The following is a 24,485-nucleotide window of genomic DNA, read 5'->3' as shown; positions in this document are numbered from 1 at the left end:
ATAAGCAAATAATTGACACTTATAATAAAGTTGTGTTAACATTTTAAACTGTAAGACGCAGGGTAGAGCAGTTGGTAGCTCGTCGGGCTCATAACCCGAAGGTCATAGGTTCGAGTCCTATCCCTGCTATACTTTATTTTTAGTATGTGAGGAATTGATGAATAGAAAAAAAATAGCTAAAGGTAAGCTGGTAAGGAGATTTGGTATTAACATTTTTGAACAGCCAAAATATGACAAAATCCTTAAAAAAAAACCACACCCTCCCGGAATGCATGGAAAATCCAGAAAAGCTAAAATCACAGAATATGGGAAACAATTGGTAGAAAAGCAAAAAATAAAATTTACTTATGGTGTAAGCGAAAGACAATTAACTAATACTTTTAAAGAAGCAAAAAAACATCACGGTGTTACTGGGGATAACTTGCTCTCAATACTTGAGAGAAGAATTGACAATATTGTATATAGAGCTGGATTTGCCATTTCAAGAGCACACGCAAGACAAATAGTTTCTCACGGTATTATTATACTAAATGGAAGAAGAGTTACAATCCCTTCAATAATACTAAGAGCAAATGATCAAATTCGAATAAAAGAAAAAGACAGTCTAAAAAAATTGATAAGATCAAATATAGAAAAAACTTCGACTCTTAGAAATTTACCAACTTGGATAGAAGTAAACGCCGATGATTTAAACATAAAAGTAAAGCATGCTCCATCAAGAGACGAGATACCTACACTTGCTAACGAGCAAATGGTTGTAGAATATTATTCTAAGAGAGCATAACATATCTTTTGTTTTGTATTATTAAAATAAAAAAGTGGCCAATTAAAAGCCGCTTTTTTTTATTTACCCTTTTTTTTACCCTTTAAAAAATTTTTTCCCAAATTATTTTTAGCAAAAAAAGAAAAGCCATTATTCTTTTTTAAAGTTTTAGAATAAGGCTGAGCACTAAAAGACGCTCTGCTGCCTGAAGGCTTTCTAACTCCATCTTTCATATATCTACTCCTAAAGTATAAATTTAAATATGTAAATTTTTAAATAATATTCAAATAATCAAAAACTTCTTCCAAACTAGAAACAAACTTAACATCTATATTATCCTTAACTTCTTCTGGAAGTTTGAAATAATCTTTTTTATTGTCTTTAGGTAAAATAACTTTATTTATACCATTTCTATAGGCTGCTAAAACTTTTTCTTTAATGCCCCCCACAGGAAGAACAAAGCCTTTTAAAGTCACCTCGCCAGTCATTGCGAGATCCAAAGGAACTTTCTTATTAGACAGTATTGAAGCAATTGCTGTTGCAATGGTAATACCCGCAGAAGGTCCATCTTTTGGTGTTGCTCCTTCTGGAAAATGTAAATGAATTTCGGGACTTTCTTTTACGTCAAAGTTCAGCTTAGAAGAATAGGTCTTAACTATAGAATATGCAAGCTGTGCACTCTCTTTCATAATAGCCCCAAGACTACCTGTTAGGATAATATCTCCTTTTTTTTCAAACTTAGTCGCCTCAACAGGAAGAACTGTACCACCATAATTTGTCCAAGCAAGTCCATAAACAAATCCAGAAGAGTCAATTTTAATCAAATTCAAATTATACTCAGTATTAACATAATTATAATAATTATTAATATTGATTATTTTATAAATACCTGGAATATCAGGATCATGGGTAAAAAGCGAATTATTTCCATGTATCAAAGAACTTGGTGAATAAAAATTACCTTTAATGATTTGATCTTTAGAATACTCATAAAGCAACTCCCTTACAAGCTTCCTAATCAAATTAGTTAAAACTCTCTTTAGCCCCCTTACTCCAGATTCCATAGTATAGTTTCTAATTAAATTCAAAATAACATCATCTTCTATTCTTATATAAACTTTGTCTAAAAAACTTTCTTTAATTATGCTTGGAATCAAAAAAATCTTAGCAATCTCTAACTTTTCAATATAAGAATAACCTTCAACCTTAATTATCTCCATCCTATCAAGAAGTGGCTTTGACATGCCATTAAGAGAATTGGCCGTTGTAATAAATAAAACATTAGAAAGATCATAGGGGATTTCTAAATAATGATCTATAAATTTATAATTTTGCTCAGGGTCTAAAACTTCTAAAAGGGCAGATTCGGGATTTCCTTTATAACTGTTATTAATTTTATCTATTTCGTCAAGAAGAATAACAGGATTGGATTTGCCTGATCTTTTCATTGCGCTAATAAAAACACCTGGCAGAGAGCCAACATAAGTTCTCCTATGCCCCCTAATTTCTGCCTCATCTCTTAAACCACCAAGAGATATTTTAACAAATTCTCTAGACAACGATCTTGCAATAGATTCTACAAGAGACGTTTTACCAATACCAGGAGGCCCTACAAGACATAAAATGGGAGCTTTGACCTTAGAATTAATTTGATAAACAGCTAAAAAATTTATTATCTTTTCTTTTGCTTCATCCATACCATAATGAGAATTTCTCAAAATGAACTCAATTTCGCTTAAATGATTTTTCATAACAGTATTTTCATTCCATGGAAGATCTAATATTAATTCTATATAACTTCTAATAATATTCGCATCAGGAGAATTCATCTGCATTTTAGATAATCTAGAAATTTCTTTTTCAATCTTAGATTTAACATCTTCTGGAATATCTTTAGAATTTAATCTGTCAATATAATCATTCTCATCTTTACCCAATCTTTTTTGTATCTCTTTAACTTGCTCAGAAAGAAAATAATCCCTTTGCCCTTTATCCAACTTGGCCCTAACTTTAGAATTAATATCTTTTTTAAGATCCAAAAGGTCAATTTCAATGTTTAAATTAACAATTAACTTTTCTATTCTGATTTTAACATCTAACTCTTGCAAAAGCTCTAATTTTATACTATTTTCTAAGTTTGAATTAGAAGCTATAATATCTACAAGCTTGCTTGGATTCTCAAAATAATTAATTGCCTCATTATCACTATCATAAGATTTTAAAGACAAGGAATTTCTATAAACTTCATAAGTTTCTTTTAAAAATTTAGAGTAAGTAAAAAGCTCTCTGTTTAATCCGCCAGAATCAGACACAAAAGTAACTTTGGCTCTCAAATAATCATTTTTTTTTGAAACACTGCCTATAAGAACTCTGCTTTGACACTCAACTAAAACCTTTACTACATCTTTACTAACCTTTATAACCTGGATAAGTTTAGAATAGGTTCCCACAGAACATAGGTTTTTAACCCCTTCTTTACCAGATTCGCCGCAATTAAATTCATTAGGATAAGCAAATAAAATCAATCTTTCCTCTAACATGGATTGGGCTATGGAATTAATTACATATTCATTATCAAAGGTTACCCACAATGTTACATTTGGGAAAAGAACATTTTCTTTTAAAATAACAATCGGAAGATCTTCTTTTCTATTTTTTATCATATTTAAGATTGATTTCATATAACTCTTTTGCCCAAGGTTTTTTAATTGCATTTCCCACCAAAATTAATGGGTTAATATCTGCATTTAAAACAGATTCTTTTGTAACAACAACCTTCTTGGTTTTAGTAATCGAAGGAACCTCAAACATAACATCTTTAAAAAGACCCTCTAAAATAGATCTAAGACCTCTTGCTCCAGTATTTTTTAGAATAGCTTCATCTACAATTGATTCTAAAGCATCTTTTTCAAATACTAACTCCACATTGTCCATTTTAAACATATGATAATACTGCTTAACAATAGAATTTTGGGGATCAACTAATATTCTCATCAAATCTTCTTTATTTAACTTTTCAAGATACGAATGTACAGGAAGTCTACCAACAAACTCTGGTATCAAACCAAATTTAATTAAGTCTTCCATTTCCAAATACTTTAATGAAGTATCCTCTCTTATATTCTTTTTTTCAATTGCTGAAAACCCAATAGAACTTTTATTTATTCGATTCTTGACAATATTTTCAAGCCCAACAAAAGCACCACCACATATAAAGAGTATATTTTGGGTATTAATTTCAATAGTATCCTCATAAGGATGTTTTCTTCCACCTCTTGGAGGAACATTGGCAATAGTCCCCTCAATTATCTTTAACAAAGCCTGTTGAACCCCTTCTCCAGAAACATCTCTTGTTATTGAAACGTTTTCATTTTTTTTAGCAATTTTATCTATTTCATCTATATAAATAATCCCTTTCTCAGCTAAACTAACATCTCCATGAGCAGCATGTATTAATTTAAGTAAAATATTTTCTACATCTTCGCCAACATATCCAGCTTCTGTTAAAGTTGTAGCATCCGCTATTGCAAATGGCACATTCATTTCTGCAGCTAAAGTTTTTGCAAGCAAAGTTTTACCGCTACCTGTAGGACCAACCAAAAGTATATTAGATTTTTCAATCTCAATACCATCATCATATTTATTATTTTTCAATATTCTCTTATAATGGTTATAAACAGCCACAGATAAAACTTTTTTTGCATCTTCTTGCCCAACAACATGCATATCTAAATGATCTTTAAGTTGTTTGGGAGTTGGCAAACCATTGGACTTAGAATCCAACGGCTTACACAATTTTTCTTTAAAAAGATTGTGACATATTTTAGAACATTCAGGACAAATCGCTACTCCATTAGATATAACAACATTACCCCCAAGCTCAGCAACGCTAAGTCCACAAAAAGAACACTCTTTTACTTTTTGACCTTTTACTCTTGCCATAAAAACTTTTACCAAAAATAAAACTACTCCCTCACTAAGACACTATCAATAAGACCATATTTAAGAGCATCACTTGAAGTCATAAAATAATCTCTTTCCATATCAAGAGCCAGTTTTTCTTTATCAACCCCTATCTGATTAGACATAATATCTATTATTAATTTTTTAAGTCTTAAAATTTCATTAGCTTGTATATTAATATCGCTAGCCTGACCGCTTATTCCTCCCCAAGGCTGGTGAATCATTATTCTAGAATAAGTTAGAGACTCTCTTTTGCCTTTGGCCCCACCAGCAAGCAAAAAAGCTCCCATTGAAGCAGCTTGCCCAATACAAATTGTCCTCACATCGGGTTTTATATATTGCATAGTATCATAAATCGCAAGACCTGCAGTAATACTGCCACCTGGAGAATTCAAATAAAGATAAATATCTTTATTTGAATCTTCTGATTCTAAAAACAAAAGTTGAGCAATAACAGTATCTGCCTTAGGATCATTAATCTCGCCACTCAAAAATATTATACGCTCTCTAAGTAATCTTGAATATATATCAAATACTCTCTCATAATTTCCTGTATGCTCTATCACGGTAGGTATTAAATTATGCATAAACTCCATTTTTCTTACTCACAAATTTTATAATTAACAAAATCTTTAAAAGAAATTTGACTGCCTTTTACTTCTTTAAGATTTGCCAAAATTTTTTTCTTAACTCTTTTTCTTTTGATATCATCCTTTAAATAAGAAATCAAATTTTGATCTTCATAAAATTTTTTAACCTCTTCATAACTCACGCTAGAATTATCAGCCCGTCTAGCTATCTCATACTCAAGATCACTCTCAGTAACTTCAATTGGATCTAAATCCACCATTTTCTGGATTATCAACTTAGACTTCAAATTGCTAAGAATTTCATCTTTTAAATTATTGCTACCAACAAATTCTGAAGAATAAAACATACTTTTAAACTCTTCAAGACTCATTTTATTATGCTTTGAAGCATCCTTAAAGGCAATTTCAATTTCAGCCTCAAGCATTGAATGAGGAATATCTATATCTAATTTTTTAGAAATAACAGAAAAAAATCTATTTAGCTTTAAAGCTTCTTTTTTTTCTTCAATAAGTTGTAAAACATTAGATCTTATAAAATTTTTAAGATCATCTAGTGTATTACATCTGTCGCTAATATCTTTTGCAAACTCATCATCTATTAAAGGGAGATCTCTTTTTTTAATACTCTTAATCTTAATTTTCAATTTTCTTGAAGAACCTGCAAGTTCTTCAAATTTGTAATCCTTAAGATAAGATTTTTCTATAATTCTCTCCTCATTTATTCTCATGCTAATTACATCTTTGTCAAAATCATAATAAGTCTCAGATTTTCCAACTGTAAAAACAAAATCTTGTCTTTTTGTTGATACTATTTCATTTGAAATATCATCAAGTTCAACAAAATCCACTTTAACAATGCTATCTTTTTTGACAAACCCTTCCTCATCTTCAATCATAATTGAATTTTCTATTTGAAGACGCCTAATTTCATTCTCAATATCAGAATCATCAATAAAAACTTCAGGAACCTCTACTTCAATATCAATACCATCAATACTTGGAACTTTAAATTCAGGATAAGTTTCATATACAAAAGTAAATTCAAAATCTTTATCAAGATTTAATCTTAAATTTTTTTCTTTTATAATAGGAGAAGCATAACTCAAGGGCCTTTTGGGCTCTTCTTCAAAAAATTCTTTAAGAGAATTATTAACCACTTCTTCTAAAACAGAAGCTCTTAAAGCCTCAGAATATTTGTTCTCAATAATATTAATAGGAACTTTTCCAATTCTAAAGCCCTGAATCTTAAGTCGAGAAGAATAATCTTGCAATAATAAGTTATATTTTTCTTGAATAACACTTTTTGAAACCCTAATTAAAACCTCAACTTTTGAACCAGGAAGAAGCTTAATATCTTTACTTAAAATCACTACTAATGCCTCAATTAAACCTTATTGATAATTATTAAAAAGCGAAAGACGGGATTTGAACCCGCGACTTCCACCTTGGCAAGGTGACACTCTACCCCTGAGTTACTTTCGCACTTTTACAGAAGGTGGGAGTCGAACCCACACGCCAAAAGCACTAGATCCTAAGTCTAGCGTGTCTGCCAATTCCACCACTCCTGCATACTTCATACTCAAACTAGTATACAAAAACTTAAAAGCTTTTGCAAGTATGCTTAATCTAACAAATAAATAATATTTCGCACTCAGCAGGACTCGAACCTGCAACCTTTGGATTCGAAGTCCACTGCTCTATCCAATTGAGCTATGAATGCAGCTAAAAAGAAAATTATTGCAGGGTGATTGACGGGGCTTGAACCCGCGACATTCGGAACCACAACCCGACGCTCTACCAACTGAGCTACAACCACCAATAACAAGTAACTATGATTACCTATAATATTTTATAGATATTTAATTTCTAAGTCAATAAAAGATAAAAATCATAAAGAATATGCAATTTTTTATTAGAAAATTCATATTAAAATATCAAATTTTTAAAACTAGATTTTTTGAAATCTTTCTAAACTTTTTTTCAAAAAATCATAAACTCTAATAGTTGAAGAAATATTTACTCTTTCTCTAGTAGTATGAGGTGATTCAATCCAGGGCCCAAGAGTAACAGATTCTATACCCCCCAACCTAGAAGATATTATGCCTGTTTCAAGCCCTGCATGCACTAAAGAAACATTGGCATCTTCAAGATACATTTCTTTATACACATCCTGAAGATGTTTTAAAAGATTACTATTCTTATCAGACTGCCAAGAAGGATAGTCATAAATTACGCGCAAATCAGCTCCTGATAAATCGCCTATTGATTGCAAATGATTAAAAACATACTCTTTATCTGAATCAAATAAAGATCTTATTAAAAAAGTAAAAATATAGTCGCCTTGCATTTTGGAAAGACTTGAAAAATTTAAAGAAGTCTTGATAAGCTTATTTTCATAATTTTCTACTTTTTGAACTCCATGTAAAAATCCCATTCCCATATTTAAAAGCTTGCTTTTGCTATTTTTATCAAGAACTTTAACTGATGAAAATTCTCTTTTATTAACAATAATATCAAATTCATTTTCAAGAGAATATATACTTTTAACTTTAAATACGAAAAGTTTAAGCTCTTTGCTTAATAAAGTATAATCACTATCATTAATAAAGATTAAAGCCCTAGATTCATTTGGAATTGCATTGCTACTCTCTCCACCAAAAATACTTTCAATCTCAAAATCAATATTTGCTTTAATTTCAAAAAGAGCAAAAAACATTAATTTTAAAGAATTTGCTAAATCTAAATGAATATCTGCCCCAGAATGGCCACCTTTAAGCCCTTTAAATAAAATTTCTACTTTTGTTTTTTTTGTTGAAAGACTATATTGAGGAGAAAAAACAATCTCAACAAGTCTTGATCCCGCACAACCAAATAAAAAATAACCCTCTTCTTCTCCATCAAGATTAATAAGGCTTTTACCACTACATAGCTTAGAATCAAGACCAATAGCACCTATTAAGCCTATTTCTTCATCAACGGTAAAAAGAAGTTCTAAATCGGGATGAGGGAAACTATTGGCTTCACTCATAATGCTTAGCATCATAGCTATTCCAATCCCATTGTCAGCTCCAAGGGTAGTCCCTACTCCTTTAAGATACCCATCCTCTTCAACAATTTTAATTGGATCTGTTTCAAAATTATGTAAACTAGATTCATTTTTTTCACAAACCATATCAACATGGGATTGTAAAATAATAGGATGCATATTAATGTTATTATTGGATTTTATCTGAACCACAATATTACCAACACTGTCTTCTTTAAAAGAATAACCAAGTTTTTTAGACTTCTCCTTAATAAAATTAATAATTCCTTTAACATTTTTTGAACATCTTGGAATTTTTGATATCTCTTTAAAAGAATCAATTACAATACTCATAACAATTTTCCTTTGATTATATTAAATCCATAAATATGCTTAATATTTAAATTATAATTAATCATATACTATACTAAATTAATCTTAAAATTCATTCAATAATATTCATTAAGCTTTGCTTTCAACAAAATCCGTATAATAATTAAAATTTAAAAATTCTTTAGGAATTTCTGCAATAAATCTTGAAGGCAGCTGTTCAAAAATTTGCCTATCTTTTTTCCGCTTATTAGCCATAGTAATAATAAGAGAATCTTTTGCACGAGTTAATGCAACATAAAAAACTCTCCTCTCCTCTTCCAAGCCAGCATCACTATCTTCAATAATTCTATGATGTGGAATAATATTGTCTTCAACAGCAATAAAAAATACATAATCAAATTCCAAGCCTTTAGCAGAATGTACTGTCATTAAATTAATATTAATATTTTCAGATTCTTCACTCACTTCGTTAGATTGAAGAACTAGATAGTTTAAAAAACTACCTAAATCTCTCAATTCATCAAATTGTTTAGATTCCCAATTTTTAATTATACTTAAAAACCCCTCTACATTTTGATATTTATATTCAGCCACCTTGATTGAATTTGGATTTTCATTAACTAAAAATCCCCAATATTCAATACTTTCTATCATTTCTCTGATTATATTAGAATACATGTTTTTTGTTATACTAAATTTATATTGATATTCTTCAATAAAAGATACAAAATCCTCTATGCTTTCAATTACCTGTTTATTTAAAGCCTTATCGTAACTAGAAATGTTTGTAAAAGAAAAAGTAATATCACAAAGCGCATCGTAAATACAGCAGCCCTTTTTGTCTGCCATATCTCTAATTTTTTTCAAATATTCCTTACCAATTCCTCTTCTTGGAACATTAATGATTCTAAGCAGATCATAATCACTTTTAGGATTTATTATTACATTTAAATAAGAAATAATATCTTTTATTTCTTTTCTCTGAAAAAAAGATGTTCCCCCCGAAACTTTATATTTTATGCCCTGTCTTTTTAAAATCATCTCAATGTTTTTAAAAAGAGCATTGGTTCTCATAAGAATTCCTATCTTTTTAGATTGAAAACCCTCTAGCCTTGAAAGCTCTATGATTTGATTTGCAACAAACTCAGATTCTTGAATTTCATCCTCAAATATAAAAACATCTATAACTTTATTACACATCTTTGAAGACCACAAAGTCTTCTCTTTTCTATTTTTATTATTTAAAATCACAGAATTAGCAACATCTAAAATATTTTTTGAAGAACGATAATTTTGTTCAAGCTTTATTTCTTTGACCTTATAATCCTTTTCAAATTGCACTATATTGTTGTAACTAGCACCACGCCAAGAATATATTGATTGATCATCATCTCCAACGCAACATAAATTACTATGATTTATTAAAAGGCGAACAAAATTATATTGAATCAAAGAAGTATCTTGAAACTCGTCAATCAAAACATACTTAAATCTTTTAGAATATTTATTTCTAAGATCAGAGTTGTTACTTAACAATTCTTTTGGCTTTAAAATTAAATCGTCAAAATCAAAAGAATTATAAAGCCTTAATCGCTCTTCATAAAGTTTAAAAATATTTATATCTTCTTTATTTAAATCATTAAGGACAAGAATCCCATTTTTTAAAAGTGAAATAACATTACTAAGTGAACTTAAAGAAACTTTTTTATTTAAAAGGCCTTCATCAAGTAAAATCTCTTTAAGAAGAGAAATTCTATCATTATCGTCATAAATGCTGAAGTTTTTTTTATATCCTAGCAATTTATAATTTTCTTTTAAAAAGAAAAGCCCAAAAGCATGGAAAGTTGAAACCATAAGGTTACTAAGAGGTCTTTTCAAAATTTTTTTAATTCTATCTTTCATTTCATTAGCCGCCTTATTAGTAAAAGTTAAGGCTAAAATTTCCTTCTGAGCAATACCTTTTAGAAGTAAATATGCTATTCTATGAGTAACAACCCTTGTTTTTCCACTGCCAGCACCAGCAATAATTAAAAGAGCGCCTTCAATAGTGGTAACTGCTTCATATTGAAATTGATTGAGAGAATTTTTAAAAAAATCATCAAGCAAAATTAAAAAACCTTTGTTCCATCTGGATATTCAACAATAACTTTAAAGTTTTCGGGAAAAGCAAAAATCTTTCGTGACTTAGATTGATCAAAATCTTTAGTTAATATTGGAATACGATACTTATTTAATGTATTAACAGCAAACTCTGAATTTTCAAGTCCCACTTTAACCGCTCCTTTTGCCATAAAATTAGTTCCTCCAAAAAGCTTGGCCTTAAGATTGTTTTTATTAGCTCCATTTTCCAACATCGCATTTATTAACATGGGAATAGCATAAACTCCATACCTTCCCCTTTGGGCAAGAGATATATCAAGGTCTGACTTAACTAGAACATAATGATTCATTCCAATTAAATTGCTTGATTCGTCCCAAAGCACAACAGCAATACAAGAACCAAGAATTGTAGAAATAACTCTTTTGTTTGAAACAAAAGCTTCACCTGGGACTATTATTGTAACATCTCTTTTTAATTTAAAATTAAAATGATTTAACATAAAACTTAATCTCTCTTAAAAAAATTTATAAAACTCTTATAAAGACCTTGCCAAAACCCTAGTTTATTTACCTTACTACTAAACAAAACAACATCTCCTACTTTTTCATTTTCTAAAAAAATCATAGCCTTCCCAACAGGCATATCCCCACTAAGAGGAGCAACCAACTTATCAACAGCATAGCTTATATTAATTTTATCAAATTCATCTTTAGTTAAAACATAATAAAAAGGCTCTTTGGGAGAAAGAGCAACTGTATCTACTGTACCATTATAAACTTTTTCTTTTAATTTTACTATTAAAGAAACTTTAGAATATTCATTAAATCCATATTCAAATAAATTTTTTGCAATCAAGGCTCTCATCTTTTCTCCAGCCCCATTAATTGCTTTCTCAACTCCCAATATAACTGCTATTAATCTTCTTTTATCCTTTTGGGCAGTAGCAACAAGATTTAAGCCTGATTCCTTAATGTATCCTGTTTTAAGACCATCTGAATAAGAATAATCATATATTAATAAATTGGCATTTCTTTGTTTTAAGTTTAAAAATTTTGATGATAAAGTAGTTCCTAAATTTTTACTCTTTGGATAAACAAAATACTTTAAGGAGTGGATATTAAGCATAAATTTGAACTTTTCTATATAAGATTTTACAAAAAAAGCCATATCTAATGCCGTAATTTTATTCTCATCACTGTATCCAGAAGGTTCTACAAAATGCATATTAAAAAGCCCTAAATTTAAAACATTAATATTCATCAAATTAACAAAACTATTTAAATCACCTACTACAAACTCAGCAATTGCAATAGAAGCATCATTACCCGACGAAACTGCAAGTCCCTTTAAAATCTCTTCAAAATTAACAATTTGACCTTTTTCTAAAAACATTAAAGAAGAATTCAAGGGTGCATTATAATATGCAGCAGACTCGCTAATAGGAACTATACTTTTTAATTTTATATTTCGCTTTTCAGCCTCAATTAAAGCCGTATAAATCGTAACAATCTTTGTAAGCGATGCCGGAGGAACAATTAAATTGGGCTTCTTAGAATAAAGTATGCGCTTAGTATCAAAATCCATTAAAACTATTGATTTTGCATGCTTTGATAATTCATTAATTTTGGCTAAATTAACTGCAAAAAGATCATCACAAGACAAGGGAAAAACTAAAAATAAAGTTAATAATAATCTTTCAATAACATAGATATTGTTCATGTTGTAATATTAAAATTATATATTATTTATTGATTGTTATTATAACACAATTTAAAAGGAGCAATTTTTTATGAATTCTTATGATTTTATAATGGCTTTAACACCAATAATCCTAATCATTATTGGACTTGGAATAATAAAAAAGCCCGCTTACTATGTAATACCTATATCATTAATAACAACTGCTGCTATAGTGATATTTTATAAAAACTTAGGAATAGTAAACGCAAGTCTTGCAACACTTGAAGGAGCCTTAATGGGGATATGGCCAATAGTAACCGTAATTATTGCCGCCATATTTACATACAAAATGTCAGAAGATCAAAAAGATATAGAAATTATTAAAAATATATTATCAAGCGTATCTTCTGATAAAAGGATTATAGTTTTGCTAGTAGCATGGGGATTTGGAAATTTTTTAGAAGGAGTTGCTGGATATGGAACTGCCGTTGCAATCCCTGTGTCAATATTAATAGCAATGGGATTTGAACCATTTTTTGCTTGCTTAATCTGTTTAATAATGAATACCCCATCAACCGCTTATGGATCTGTGGGAATTCCTATAATATCTTTAGCTCAAGCAACTAACTTAGATGTTAACACTGTTTCATCTGAGATTGCATTGCAACTAATACTTCCAACCTTAACAATACCTTTTGTATTAGTAATTCTTACAGGAGGAGGTATTAAAGGATTAAAAGGAGTATTCCTTCTTACCCTGCTCTCCGGAATGTCAATGGCAATATCTCAAGTATTAATATCAAAAACTTTGGGGCCTGAACTTCCTGCAATCCTTGGAAGCATTTTTTCTATGACAATAACAATAGTTTATGCAAAGTTTTTTGGAAATAAAGACGTGTACAAATACCAAAACAAAAACATAATACCCCTATCAAAAGGAATTATTGCTTGTTCACCATACATTTTAATAGTAGTATTTATAGTGCTTGTATCTCCTCTTTTTAACAAAATTCATGAATACCTAAAAACTTTTCAAAGCACTGTTAGCATTTATCCAGGAGCAAATCCCCTGCACTTTAAATGGATTACCTCTCCAGGCTTTTTGATTATGCTTGCAACAATAATATCTTATTCAATAAGAGGAGTCCCAATATTAAAACAACTAAAAATATTTACACTAACCTTGAAAAAAATGGCACTATCTTCATTTATAATCATATGCATTGTTGCAATATCAAGATTAATGACATACAGTGGAATGATAAGAGATCTTGCTAATGGAATCTCAATAATAACAGGTAAATTTGGCCCATTATTTAGTCCATTAATTGGGACTATTGGAACATTTTTAACAGGGAGTGACACAGTTTCAAATGTTCTTTTTGGACCTTTGCAAACACAAATGGCAGAAAACATTGGAACAAATCCTTACTGGCTTGCAGCAGCAAACACAACAGGAGCAACTGGGGGAAAAATGATTTCTCCCCAAAACATCGCAATAGCAACAACAACTGCTGGATTAATTGGACAAGAAGGCAAGCTTTTAGCAAAAACAATGCCTTACGCTTTATACTACATTTTAGCAACGGGATTACTGGTTTATTTAGTATAAATTAATCATTTAAAATAAATAAGATTAATTTTATTGCAAATTAATCTTATTTATAAATTTAAATAATCTAAAAATCATAAAATACTAATATGGTTTTGAATTTTTACCCAATAGTTTTAATATTGTATACATGCTATTATGTACAATATAATGACATGTATACAATACATTTTATTAATGCGTTTAATAAATAACTAGAACTAATAAAAAGTTTATAGTTACAACAGGAAGGTATAATTATGAAAAATCATATTCTATATAAATTAATTATATTTTTAACTACATCTGTAGCAATATTTGCAGCAGATGAATTAAAGGAAAAAGATATATTTAAAATAAACCCGTGGATACCCACATTTGGAATTGAAAACACAAGTGAATTCAGATTCGATATAGATGAGCTTGTCCCTGGATTTGAAAACAAAAGCAAAATTACTATTAAACTTAAACCATTTGAGGCTAATCCTGAACTAGGCAAAGACGATCCATTCTCAGCTTACATTAAGGTAGAAGATCTTGCTTTAAAAGCAGAAGGCAAAAAGAATGATCCATTTAAACTTGACTTGGGAGATATAACAGCCCAAATCAATATATACGATTTTTCCATTAAAATAAGTACTATGACAGATTTTGACTTTAATAAAGAATCTCTATTTAGTTTTGCGCCTATGACCGGATTTAAAAGCACTTATTATGGATTTCCAAGCAATGATAGAATAGTAAGGGGTACAATTCTTGCAAGAGGTACTTCTAAAAATATAGGAACAATTCAAATGGGATATAAACTCCCACAAATTGACCTTACATTTGCAATAGGGGGAACAGGTACAGGTAACAGAAATCAAGAGAATGACAAAGACACTCCATACAATAAAACTTATCAAGGAATTCTTTATGGATTTCAAGCAACATGGAAACCAATAAAAAATCTACTTAATCAGAATGAAGATACCGAGTCTGTAATTGCAGAAATACCTTTTGAATTAAATTTTGGCTTATCAGGAGCTTATGGAAATAAAACATTCAATAATTCATCAATAACATATTCCTTAAAAGATAAATCCGTAATTGGTAACGATTTATTGAGTCCAACTTTATCAAATTCTGCAATTTTAGCATCTTTTGGAGCCAAATATAAGCTCGGATTAACAAAAATCAACAATAAAAATACCTATCTTATTTTACAAATGGGTACTGATTTTGGAATAGATCCTTTTGCAAGCGATTTTTCCGTATTTGGACACATCTCAAAAGCAGCAAATTATAAAAAAGGAACATCCTTAGATCCTAATAAAAAAGCTGAAGATACATTCGATCCAAATGGCAATGCTCTTAATTTTAGTAAAAATACAGAACTGGGCATTACATTTTCAACAGGAGCAAGCATAGGACTTGCTTGGAATAAAGACACTGGTGAAAAAGAATCTTGGGAGATTGGGGGATCTGATTCTTACAGTACAAGACTATTTGGAGAAAAAGACAAAAAATCTGGAGTTGCATTAGGAATAAGCTATGGACAAAATCTTTACAGATCCAAGGATACAGAAAAAAAATTAAAAACCATATCCGAAAATGCATTTCAAAGCTTAAATGTTGAAATCTCAAGCTATGAAGACAATAAAAAGGGACTTGTAAATGGACTAGGATGGATAACATCTATTGGTCTTTATGATATTTTAAAACAAAAATCTGTAGAAAACTATCCTACAACAAGCTTAACTACTAATGAAAACAATAAAACTGTACAAAATTCAACAAAAAACCAAGCTATAGCCCCTAATCTTACATTTGAAGACGCAATGAATCTAGGTATAGCTTTATATCTTGATTATGCAATTCCAATAGAATCTATTTCAACAGAAGCGTATGTAGTACCTTATATTGGAGCATACCTTTTAGGGCCTTCTAATAAAATCTCAAGCGATGCTACAAAAATTTATCTAAAAACAGGACTTAGTCTTGAAAAACTAATAAGATTTACAACAATTTCAATTGGATGGGATTCAAATAACATTATAGAACTTGCTAATAAAAATGCAAATAACGCCGCTATTGGTAGTGCTTTTTTGCAATTCAAAGTAGCCTACAGCGGAAGCTAACAGTAAAAGAAGGGTTTTTGACCCTTCTTTTTTCATCTTTTAAAACAAATTAATATTAATTACTTTATATTTCTTTCTTTACAAATCTTTTCATAAGCATCTTGAATTTTAATAAATTTATCATTTGCATCTTTTTGCCTTACAGGATCATTTGCAAACTTATCAGGATGATATTTTATAACAAGACTTTTATAAGCCTTTTTAATCTCATCATCACTGGCGCTATAAGTTAACCCCAAAACACTATAGGGATTTACAATTTTAATATTAATATCTTTATAAGCTTCATAACCATCAGATTCAAGTTCAAGGAAAACGCCAACATAAGAAATAAATTTTTCAGCTTCCAAGTTTTTATACCTAGAAAGCTTATTAATTTCTTTAAGAGCAGCAAAAAGCCATATAAAAAGATCTTTATGTTGAAAATAGCCAAGCTTGAGGGTATACAAAATTTTATCCGCATTATTATTCTTATTAATAGCAGAATGAAAAATAGTATACAATTCTGATTTGCCACGTTCAGACAAATTCAAAGAATTGATAATAAAGTTAACATAACTTAGCTGTTCTCCTGTTACAGTTCCCAAAATAGATAATAATTTGGCCATTAATAAAAAAGAAAGTTTATAAAATTCAAACTCTCTAGATCTAGAATATGAATAATCTCTTGTAAAATAAATTCTAAAAACACCTAAAAAGCTAAATAATATCAAAATAAAAGGAAATAATATAAAAAGCATTCCTATTAAAATGGGATTAAAAATGAAAATAAAAAACAACACTAAAAAAAATGTTCTAATTAAGCTTGGCATTTATTGCTCATAACCTCCAAACATAATTAAGGCATATCAAAATCTCTAATAAATTTTACAACTTCCTTTTTTATTTGTTTTAATTCAATATCAGACCTTGTCTTTAAAGCTCTAACAATAAATTTAGCAACATTTAAAGAATCGCTTTCATTTAGACCTCTAGAAGTAATAGCGGCGCCCCCAATTCTAATACCAGAAGCCAAAGAAGGACTTTTTTTATCAAAAGGAATAGCATTTTTATTTAAAGTAATATTTACACCTTCAAGCAATTTCTCAGCATCAGCACCCGTGATATCCAAGTTACTAAGATCAATCAAAAATAAATGATTGTCTGTGCCTCCACTAACAATTCGAAACCCTTCCGATTTGAAATATTCAGCCATAACTTTGGTATTTTTTATTACATTAGCAATGTATTCTCTAAAATTTTCTTGAAGAGCCTCTTTGAATGCAATAGCTTTGCCTGCAATAACATGAACTAAAGGGCCTCCTTGAGTGCCAGGAAAAACTGTAGAATTTACAGCATTAAACAAAGCTTTCTCTTTTCCATTAAAATTTACTAACCTGTTAAAATCTTTTCCGGAAAGTATTATTCCACCTCTTGGACCTCTTAAAGTTTTATGCGTAGTACTCGTAGTAAGATGTGCCACATCAATCGAAGAATTATGAAAACCAGTAGCAATAAGGCCCGCAATATGCGCAATATCACATAAAAGATAAGCAGAAACTTCGTCTGCTATTTCTCTAAATTTCTTAAAATCAATTTCTCTTGAATAAGAAGAAGCTCCGGCTATTATTAAATTTGGCCTACAATCTCTAGCTATTTTTAGAACCTCATCATAATCAATCAGCTCAGAATCCCTAGAAACACCATAAAAATAAGTGTTAAAAAATATGCCAGAAAAATTTACTCTACTGCCATGAGTTAAATGTCCCCCATGAGACAATTGCATGCCAAGTATTCTGTCACCCGGATTAATAAGAGCCATTATGGCAGCCATATTGGCCTGAGATCCGCTATGAGGTTGAACATTAGCATACTCTGCACCAAAAAGCTCTTTTGCCCTTGAAATTGCTAAAGTTTCAATCTCATCAATAAAAGAACAACCACCATAATATCTATTCAAAGGATATCCTTCAGCATACTTATTAGTTAAAATACTTCCAACAGCCTGCCTTATTTCTAAAGATGTAAAATTTTCAGATGCAATAAGCTCAATATGTTCTTTTTCTCTTAATTTCTCTTTATCAATTAAATTAAATATTTGATCATCTCTCATCAAAAATTATCCTCCAAAACAAACCTATGCATTAAAGAATACGATCCGTTTGTCAAGCTTTTATACTTTAAAAACCCAGAATCTAAATATCCATCAAAAAATTCATTTTTATCATAATCCTCTTTGCACCCATATTGAATATAGTTTTCAGACATATTTAAAAAATACTTAGAGTTATCCTTAAATAATACTGCATTTATTATATCAAAATATACAAAACCAACCCCATCCAAAAAAAATTCAAACCAAAAATGCTCATTCAATTTAAGAGAATTAGGATCATAGTAAAGCCCAACTATATTTCTCAGCGGAATCTCGTACTTTAAAAATAATAAATTAGTAAGAACTATTAAATTGCTAGATGAAATTTTTCTTTCTTTAATAGAATCCTTTAAACTCAAATTATTCTCGACAATTTCAAAATTTAAAATCAAAGCATCAATAATTGCTTTAGCTAGCTTATAAGCTGAATTATTTCCAGCAGTTATAGATAAAATTATAGAATCTAACGACATTAAATCAACAGAGCCATAAGGCAAATAATCTTTTTTTTTGCTCTGAATATATGTTTTGTACTCTTGGTTGTTAATATCTCTATTAACCTCAATACTTTCTAAATATTTAACATCCAAAAATTGTAAATTAAGTTTATGGGTCTTTACCCTAGTCTTAAAAATAAATTTATTTGTCTTCAGATTTGCAAAAAATAAATTACTAATATTAAAATTAAAATCAAAATGCTCATTACTGCACTCCGTAATTTTTTGACGCTCATTCTCAACAGGCCTTAAATAAAAGATATTAAAATTAATATCTTCGGGGTTTGAATCAAAATTGCTGCTAATATTTTGAGTAAAATAAATTTCCTCAATTATTGTAAACTTTTTTGAATCGCTCAAAGTCCACTTGAAAAAAGAATCTTTAACAGAGAACGGAACCTTATTACTTTGAAGATTGTCCAATAAGACATAAAGCTTACCACCAGAATCTAAAGTTTTAGGAGAAATGAATTCTACTCTATTTTCAGAAACATTTAAAATATTTTGGGGCAAAATTGTATAAAGTTTATCCCTAGTTTCAAGAAAAATTTGAATATCGCTAGACCGTGAAAACAAATTCATACCCTGCAATAAAGTTGAAGAATTTGCATTTAAAATTATTTTATTTTCTGAAAAAATAAAAGGTATATTTTCTCTATTAACTTTAACAGGAACTTGTCTACTAATAACAAGAAAAAGTTCGTTACTAGTCCCGCTTCCATTTTTTACAAAAATAAGTCCAGAATTTACTTCGTCTGTAATTTTAAAAACTATTTCATTATTATTCCAACTAATGATACTACTTTTAACCAAATAATTATTGTTAATATTAATCTCTCCTGTACTATAGCCCAAATTTTTGCCTTTAATAACAATAATATCCTTGTGAGAAGTGGGAATTGGAGATATATCATAAATAATTGGCTTTGAATAAAATAAAAATCCTGAAAAAACAAATAAAAATAAAAAAATAATAAAAATTAAGCTTAAATAAAAATATTTGTTTTTTAAAAAAATAGCCAAATACTAGCCTCTTTTAACCTTGGTTCCTTCCTTAGTATCAACCAAAACAAAACCCCTTTTAGCAAAAAAATCCCTAATCTCATCAGCTCGCTTAAAATTTTTTTCACATTTGGCTATTCTTCTCTCTTCAATCAAAATTTTCATATTGTCGTCAACAACCACATCATGACTTTTTAAATTTTTTAAAACCTCTTCCCTTAAATTAAGCGAAATAATCTCATCAAAAATAAAAGCCAATCTAAGCTTTGAAACAAAGCTTAGATTTTCAGACTTAATTACCTCCCAAAGCAAAGCCAATCCTTGAGAAACATTCAAATCAAAAGAAACTTTTTCTATAAAAAAATCGTAATATTCTTTTTCTATGCTAAAACCAAAATTTTTTAAATCCTTATTAAGCATATTTAAATCACCTAGATCTAAAGATGCATAAAAATAACTTAGCCTGTTTATCATATTTTCTCTAGCAATCTTGCTTGCTTTAAGATTATTAAATGAAAACTTTAATTGATTTCTGTAATGTGATGTCAAACACAAATATCTAAAGTCAAGAGGAGAAAAATTTTGCTCTTCTAAGTCTTTAATTGTAATAAAATCCCCACGTGACTTTGACATTTTGTTATAATCCATTATCAAAAATTCTCCATGAACAAAAATATCACACCATTTCTTATCTAAAAAACATTCTACTATTGCTATCTCATTTATATGGTGAACCCCAATATGATCAACTCCTCCTAAATGAATATCAAGTGTATCTTTGAAATACTCCAAATTCATAGCAGCACACTCCAAATGCCAACTCGGATAACCAAATCCCCAAGGAGAATCCCATTTCATTTCCTGATCTTTAAATTTAGAATTAGTAAACCATAAAACAAAATCGGTTTTATTCTTTTTAAACTTATCAACATCAACCCTAGAAAAAGTCATATCCTTATCAATCAAGTCAATGCCAGCCATCTCACCGTAGCTTTTAAAACAAGAAGTATCAAAATACACATTACCATTAGAAAAATAAGTGATTTTTTTTTCTTCAAGAATTTTAACAACCTCTATCATAATAGGAATATGTTTACTTGCAATAAGAACTTTATCAGGATATGTAACGTTTATTTTTTTACAATCCTTAAAAAAAGCTTCTGTAAAGAATTCACTAATCTCATAAACTGTAAGACCTTTCTCTCTTGCAGTTTTAGCAACTTTATCTTCTCCATCATCAAGATCACCCGTTAAATGCCCAATATCTGTAATATTCATTGCATAGTTAACTTTATACCCTAAAAACCTTAAAGTTTTAATTAATAAATCTCCAAAGATATAAGTTCTAAGATTTCCAATGTGAGCATAATTATAAACAGTAGGCCCGCAAGCATATACTTTAACATCATCAAAGTTTGTTAATTCTGAAAAATCCTTCGTTCTAGTATTATATAATTTTAAAATCATACATTTCTCAAAATTGAAAAAATAAAAAGTCTAATTTATTATTAAATAAGTATGTTTAAAAGCCTAAATAATTTTTTTAAAAAAATCAATATAAAGCCTCAAACAAAAAATCTAATTGACTATACAACATATAAAATTGGAAATATTTCAAAATTATTTCTCATTCCTGAAAATATTCAAGAAGCCGAAAATATTTTTAAAGCAGCAATAGAAGAAAAAATTAAACTATTTATTCTCGGAGGAGGATCTAATATTTTAGTCAATGATGAGAAAGAACTTGATTTCCCAATAGTATACACTGGCCATCTAAACAAAATAGAAATTCACGAAAATAAAATTGTCGCTGAATGTGGTGCAAATTTTGAAAATTTATGTAAAATTGCACTCAACAACGGTTTAAGTGGCCTAGAATTTATCTATGGACTACCCGGAACACTAGGAGGCGCCGTATGGATGAATGCTAGATGCTTTGGAAATGAAATCTCTAAAATAATAAAAAAAATTACATTTATAAATGATAAAGGAAAAACTATTTGCAAAGAATTTAAAAAAGAAGAATTTAAGTATAAAATATCACCTTTTCAAAATAAAAACTTTCTCATATTGAAAGTTGAATTGAATTTAAAAGAAGAAAATAAGAAAATTATTGAAGAGGAAATGAATAAAAACAAACAAACAAGAATAAACAAAGGGCACTATTTATTCCCAAGCAGTGGGAGCACTTTTAAAAACAATAAAGCATTTCTCAAACCTAGTGGACAAATAATTGAAGAGTGCAAACTCAAAGGGCTAAGCATTGGGGGCGCTGCAGTATCTAAACATCATGGAAACTTTATTATCAACATTGACAATGCCACTTCAAATGAAGTAAAAAGCTTGATTGAAAAAGTAAAAACTGAAGTCTACTTAAAAACTGGGCTTTTACTCGAAGAAGAAGTTCTTTATATAGGATTTAAAAATCAAAGAAACTAGAAAAGAATATCTTTAATCTCATCATTAATCTTTTGAATCAATTCCTTTGTCTTTAATATCTTACCCTTAGAAGATTTCACCAAAGATGAATATTCTTGAAGAGAAGCTACTGCATCTAAATTCATCTTAGAAACTTTAAACTCTTTTAAATCCTGACTAAAATTGTTAAACTTGCTGCTAACAAAAAAATGATTATTAAATATTTCTTTATACATATTCTTAGCATCTCTGATCTTAGTATCATAAGATAAATACCTTTCTTTAAACTCGCCAATTTCTTTAAAATGCTTAGCAAGAGTAAGATCTACTTTTTCATGTCTTGAAAAATTGCTGTCCACATTATCTTGAATATCTATAAAATTTTTATAAATTGTGTCAATCTCTGAATTAATTACCGCAATAATACTATCAACCGTTTTAAGTTCATCTTTAATAGTTTTAGAATATTTCCCAGAATTAATAGCAAGCTTTCTAATCTCCTCAGCAACAACTGCAAAACTTTTACCCGCATCACCTGCTTTTGCTGCTTCAATTGCTGCATTCATAGCAAGCATATTAGTCTGAGCTGAAATTGAAACTAAAAGTTTATTTGCACTTTGCAAGCTGTTCGTTTGAGATAAAAGATCTGCAAAATTTTTATTTACATTTTCAAAAACAATATTTAAATCAAAAACTTTACTTTTAATATTTTCAATATCAGTAGAATTTGTAGTAGCAACTTTATTAAAAATTTCTAAATTTTTATCTATACTATAAAAAAAACTAACATTCTCTTCAAAATTTGATGAGATCTCTGACATATACTTATTGTGGTCATTAATCGGATCAGCAACAGATTCAAAGCCTTTTAAAATATCAACAATTGATTTTTCAAATCTAGAAAAAGTATCTCTTAATTGCTCATAAGCCAAAACTCCAGAATCTATACTCTCAGTATTTAATATTGCAGTTTCTATTTGTTCCAAATAATCATTTAAATCTTCAGAATAAAATTTTATCTTCTCAAAAGACTCTTTACTCTTATACGAAAGGCTGTCTAGCCTTGAACTAATATAAGAAATAATAGCCGAAGAATACTTAACCTCTAAAGCGGGCTCAAGACTAAAAGAATCTATTTTTGATTTTTGATAATCAACAATTTTGTTAAAATCATTAATTAATGAAAAAACAAAAGTATTGCACAAATAAAATATAATCACAAAAGATGATAATAGAAATATAAAAAATATAACCCAATTTGACTTAAACATAATAGGAATAGAATTGACATTAAAAATCAATCCTTGAATTAAAAAATCATCAGTTTTTACAAAGCTTAAAGAATAATAATCACCACCATAATTAAAAGTGTGCTGAGAATCAGAAGAATCTTTTCTAGTATAATTTATAACTTTGCTCAAAACATTCTCACTATAAACTGTAGAAAAAGATTTGAACTTAAGATTATTAAAGTTGAAAAAAATGGGCATATAATTTCTATCAAGCATAAAAAAATTATAGTTTTTACTGCTAAATTTCAGTGAAGAATACAGCTGATTTTCAATCATATCAAATGCCTCATCAAAACATACTAAAATCCCTATAACGCCCAATGTTGAAACAGAATCTCTTACGGGGAAACTTACTACAGAATAAATTTTCCCATCTATTCTCATGTACCTTGAATAATATTTAGAATTTTTTTCTACAGGAACAGAATAAATTGGATCTAATCTAATGTCTTTTAACCCCAAAGATGAAAAATTTGAATTTGATATTAAAACATTTTTCCCTATAGGAACATAAAATATACCTTCTAGCGAATTTTCTGATACAGGAATAGTTTTAAAAATTTTATCTATAGAGCTAAATTCTCTTGACTTTAAAAACAACTCGCTATTTTCATCCAAACTATCACCCAATTTTAAACTTGAAGACAAAAGAAAGCTTTTAGAAGAATTCACTAGTATCCCAAACCTATAGCTATCTTTTACAAGTTCTTCAAGAAATCTAGAGGATTCCAAATACTTAGCCTTAATAACAGCAGACACACTGTTTAAAAACAACTTAGCATCAAATTTAAAGCGATCCAAATATTCATTTTTATGATTCATATAAGAATAGCCTATAAATAAAAAATTTAAAAAAAGAAATCCCAATAAAACTAGATAAAGAAATCGTTTAGTATTTTTCAGATTAGCATCGATTAACTTCTCATCGGTCATAAAAGCTCTCCAAACATAACATTAATATGATTAAAACCTTAAA

18 protein-coding genes and 5 tRNA genes are annotated in these 24,485 nt (G+C 29.1%); 5 read left to right on the top strand and 18 right to left on the bottom strand.

All coding sequences use genetic code 11. The features are described 5' to 3' along the window. Positions 1–56 precede the first annotated feature (56 nt). Positions 57–129: transfer RNA gene (locus QIA31_RS03620), tRNA-Met, on the top strand. A 28-nt stretch (positions 130–157) separates the two neighbouring features. Then, positions 158–784, top strand: coding sequence for a 30S ribosomal protein S4 (gene rpsD / locus QIA31_RS03615; protein WP_301394283.1), 627 nt, complete (start codon positions 158–160; stop codon positions 782–784). A gap of 59 nt (positions 785–843) precedes the next feature. Here rpsD and QIA31_RS03610 read toward each other — a convergent pair whose 3' ends face one another. The 13 genes from QIA31_RS03610 to QIA31_RS03550 form a co-directional block, all read right to left on the bottom strand. Further along, positions 844–996, bottom strand: coding sequence for a hypothetical protein (locus QIA31_RS03610; protein WP_301394282.1), 153 nt, complete (start codon positions 994–996; stop codon positions 844–846). Positions 997–1,035: 39 nt separating this feature from the next. Continuing rightward, positions 1,036–3,426, bottom strand: coding sequence for an endopeptidase La (gene lon, locus QIA31_RS03605; protein WP_301394474.1), 2,391 nt, complete (start codon positions 3,424–3,426; stop codon positions 1,036–1,038). Then, a complete protein-coding gene (gene clpX, locus QIA31_RS03600; protein ID WP_301394473.1) occupies positions 3,413–4,705 on the bottom strand; it encodes an ATP-dependent protease ATP-binding subunit ClpX in 1,293 nt (430 codons plus the stop codon). Before clpX ends, lon begins: the two co-directional genes overlap by 14 nt. Positions 4,706–4,728: 23 nt before the next feature. Continuing rightward, on the bottom strand, positions 4,729–5,313 hold the full coding sequence (gene clpP / locus QIA31_RS03595) for an ATP-dependent Clp endopeptidase proteolytic subunit ClpP (RefSeq protein WP_151060243.1): 585 nt from the start codon (positions 5,311–5,313) through the stop codon (positions 4,729–4,731). Positions 5,314–5,327: 14 nt separating this feature from the next. Further along, complete coding sequence (gene tig, locus QIA31_RS03590) at positions 5,328–6,686, bottom strand: trigger factor (protein ID WP_301394281.1); 1,359 nt, start codon at positions 6,684–6,686, stop codon at positions 5,328–5,330. A 40-nt stretch (positions 6,687–6,726) separates the two neighbouring features. Further along, a tRNA-Gly gene (locus tag QIA31_RS03585) sits at positions 6,727–6,798 on the bottom strand. A 5-nt stretch (positions 6,799–6,803) separates the two neighbouring features. After that, positions 6,804–6,884 (bottom strand) — tRNA-Leu (locus QIA31_RS03580). A gap of 78 nt (positions 6,885–6,962) precedes the next feature. Continuing rightward, positions 6,963–7,036, bottom strand: a tRNA-Arg gene (locus QIA31_RS03575). Positions 7,037–7,059: 23 nt separating this feature from the next. Further along, positions 7,060–7,132, bottom strand: a tRNA-His gene (locus QIA31_RS03570). A gap of 132 nt (positions 7,133–7,264) precedes the next feature. Continuing rightward, positions 7,265–8,695, bottom strand: a complete 1,431-nt coding sequence (gene pepD, locus QIA31_RS03565) for a beta-Ala-His dipeptidase (protein ID WP_301394280.1) — start codon at positions 8,693–8,695, stop codon at positions 7,265–7,267. Between the two features lie 108 nt (positions 8,696–8,803). Continuing rightward, positions 8,804–10,780 (bottom strand): ATP-dependent helicase, encoded by a 1,977-nt coding sequence (locus QIA31_RS03560; protein WP_418905278.1) that lies wholly within the window; start codon positions 10,778–10,780, stop codon positions 8,804–8,806. 2 nt (positions 10,781–10,782) lie between these two features. Continuing rightward, positions 10,783–11,274, bottom strand: coding sequence for a chemotaxis protein CheD (locus QIA31_RS03555; RefSeq protein WP_151060237.1), 492 nt, complete (start codon positions 11,272–11,274; stop codon positions 10,783–10,785). Positions 11,275–11,279: 5 nt separating this feature from the next. Further along, complete coding sequence (locus QIA31_RS03550) at positions 11,280–12,494, bottom strand: D-alanyl-D-alanine carboxypeptidase family protein (RefSeq protein ID WP_301394279.1); 1,215 nt, start codon at positions 12,492–12,494, stop codon at positions 11,280–11,282. A gap of 70 nt (positions 12,495–12,564) precedes the next feature. Here QIA31_RS03550 and QIA31_RS03545 point away from each other — a divergent pair, with 70 nt between their 5' ends. Together QIA31_RS03545 and QIA31_RS03540 are read left to right on the top strand one after the other, a co-directional pair. Further along, positions 12,565–14,067 carry a lactate permease LctP family transporter gene (locus tag QIA31_RS03545; RefSeq protein WP_301394278.1) on the top strand — a complete coding sequence of 501 codons (1,503 nt, stop codon included), beginning with the start codon at positions 12,565–12,567 and terminating at the stop codon, positions 14,065–14,067. A 239-nt stretch (positions 14,068–14,306) separates the two neighbouring features. After that, on the top strand, positions 14,307–16,166 hold the full coding sequence (locus QIA31_RS03540) for an integrin-binding adhesin P66 family protein (RefSeq protein ID WP_301385745.1): 1,860 nt from the start codon (positions 14,307–14,309) through the stop codon (positions 16,164–16,166). Between the two features lie 59 nt (positions 16,167–16,225). Here the strand turns inward: QIA31_RS03540 and QIA31_RS03535 are convergent, their stop codons facing one another. From QIA31_RS03535 to QIA31_RS03520, 4 genes are read right to left on the bottom strand one after another with little or no spacing between them, the layout of a single operon-like run. Then, entirely contained in the window at positions 16,226–16,978 is a 753-nt protein-coding gene (locus tag QIA31_RS03535) for a J domain-containing protein (RefSeq protein ID WP_301385744.1), read from the bottom strand. A 26-nt stretch (positions 16,979–17,004) separates the two neighbouring features. After that, positions 17,005–18,258, bottom strand: coding sequence for a serine hydroxymethyltransferase (gene glyA / locus QIA31_RS03530; RefSeq protein ID WP_301394277.1), 1,254 nt, complete (start codon positions 18,256–18,258; stop codon positions 17,005–17,007). Further along, positions 18,258–19,820 carry an IPT/TIG domain-containing protein gene (locus QIA31_RS03525; protein WP_301394276.1) on the bottom strand — a complete coding sequence of 521 codons (1,563 nt, stop codon included), beginning with the start codon at positions 19,818–19,820 and terminating at the stop codon, positions 18,258–18,260. Before QIA31_RS03525 ends, glyA begins: the two co-directional genes overlap by 1 nt. Before the next feature lie 3 nt (positions 19,821–19,823). Next, positions 19,824–21,266, bottom strand: coding sequence for a cysteine--tRNA ligase (locus tag QIA31_RS03520; RefSeq protein WP_301394275.1), 1,443 nt, complete (start codon positions 21,264–21,266; stop codon positions 19,824–19,826). A gap of 51 nt (positions 21,267–21,317) precedes the next feature. Between QIA31_RS03520 and murB the strand changes: the two genes are divergently transcribed. Next, positions 21,318–22,238: a UDP-N-acetylmuramate dehydrogenase gene (gene murB, locus QIA31_RS03515; RefSeq protein ID WP_301394274.1), complete on the top strand. Its 921-nt coding sequence runs from the start codon at positions 21,318–21,320 to the stop codon at positions 22,236–22,238. Here murB and QIA31_RS03510 read toward each other — a convergent pair. Next, positions 22,235–24,442 carry a methyl-accepting chemotaxis protein gene (locus QIA31_RS03510; protein ID WP_301394273.1) on the bottom strand — a complete coding sequence of 736 codons (2,208 nt, stop codon included), beginning with the start codon at positions 24,440–24,442 and terminating at the stop codon, positions 22,235–22,237. The genes murB and QIA31_RS03510 overlap by 4 nt on opposite strands. Positions 24,443–24,485: the final 43 nt, after the last annotated feature.

Origin of the sequence: [Borrelia] turdi (assembly GCF_030439285.2) — a bacterium.
GTDB lineage: Bacteria > Spirochaetota > Spirochaetia > Borreliales > Borreliaceae > Borreliella > Borreliella turdi.
Note: the sequence above shows the minus strand (reverse complement) of the source record. Positions and strands in the feature narration are given on the sequence as shown.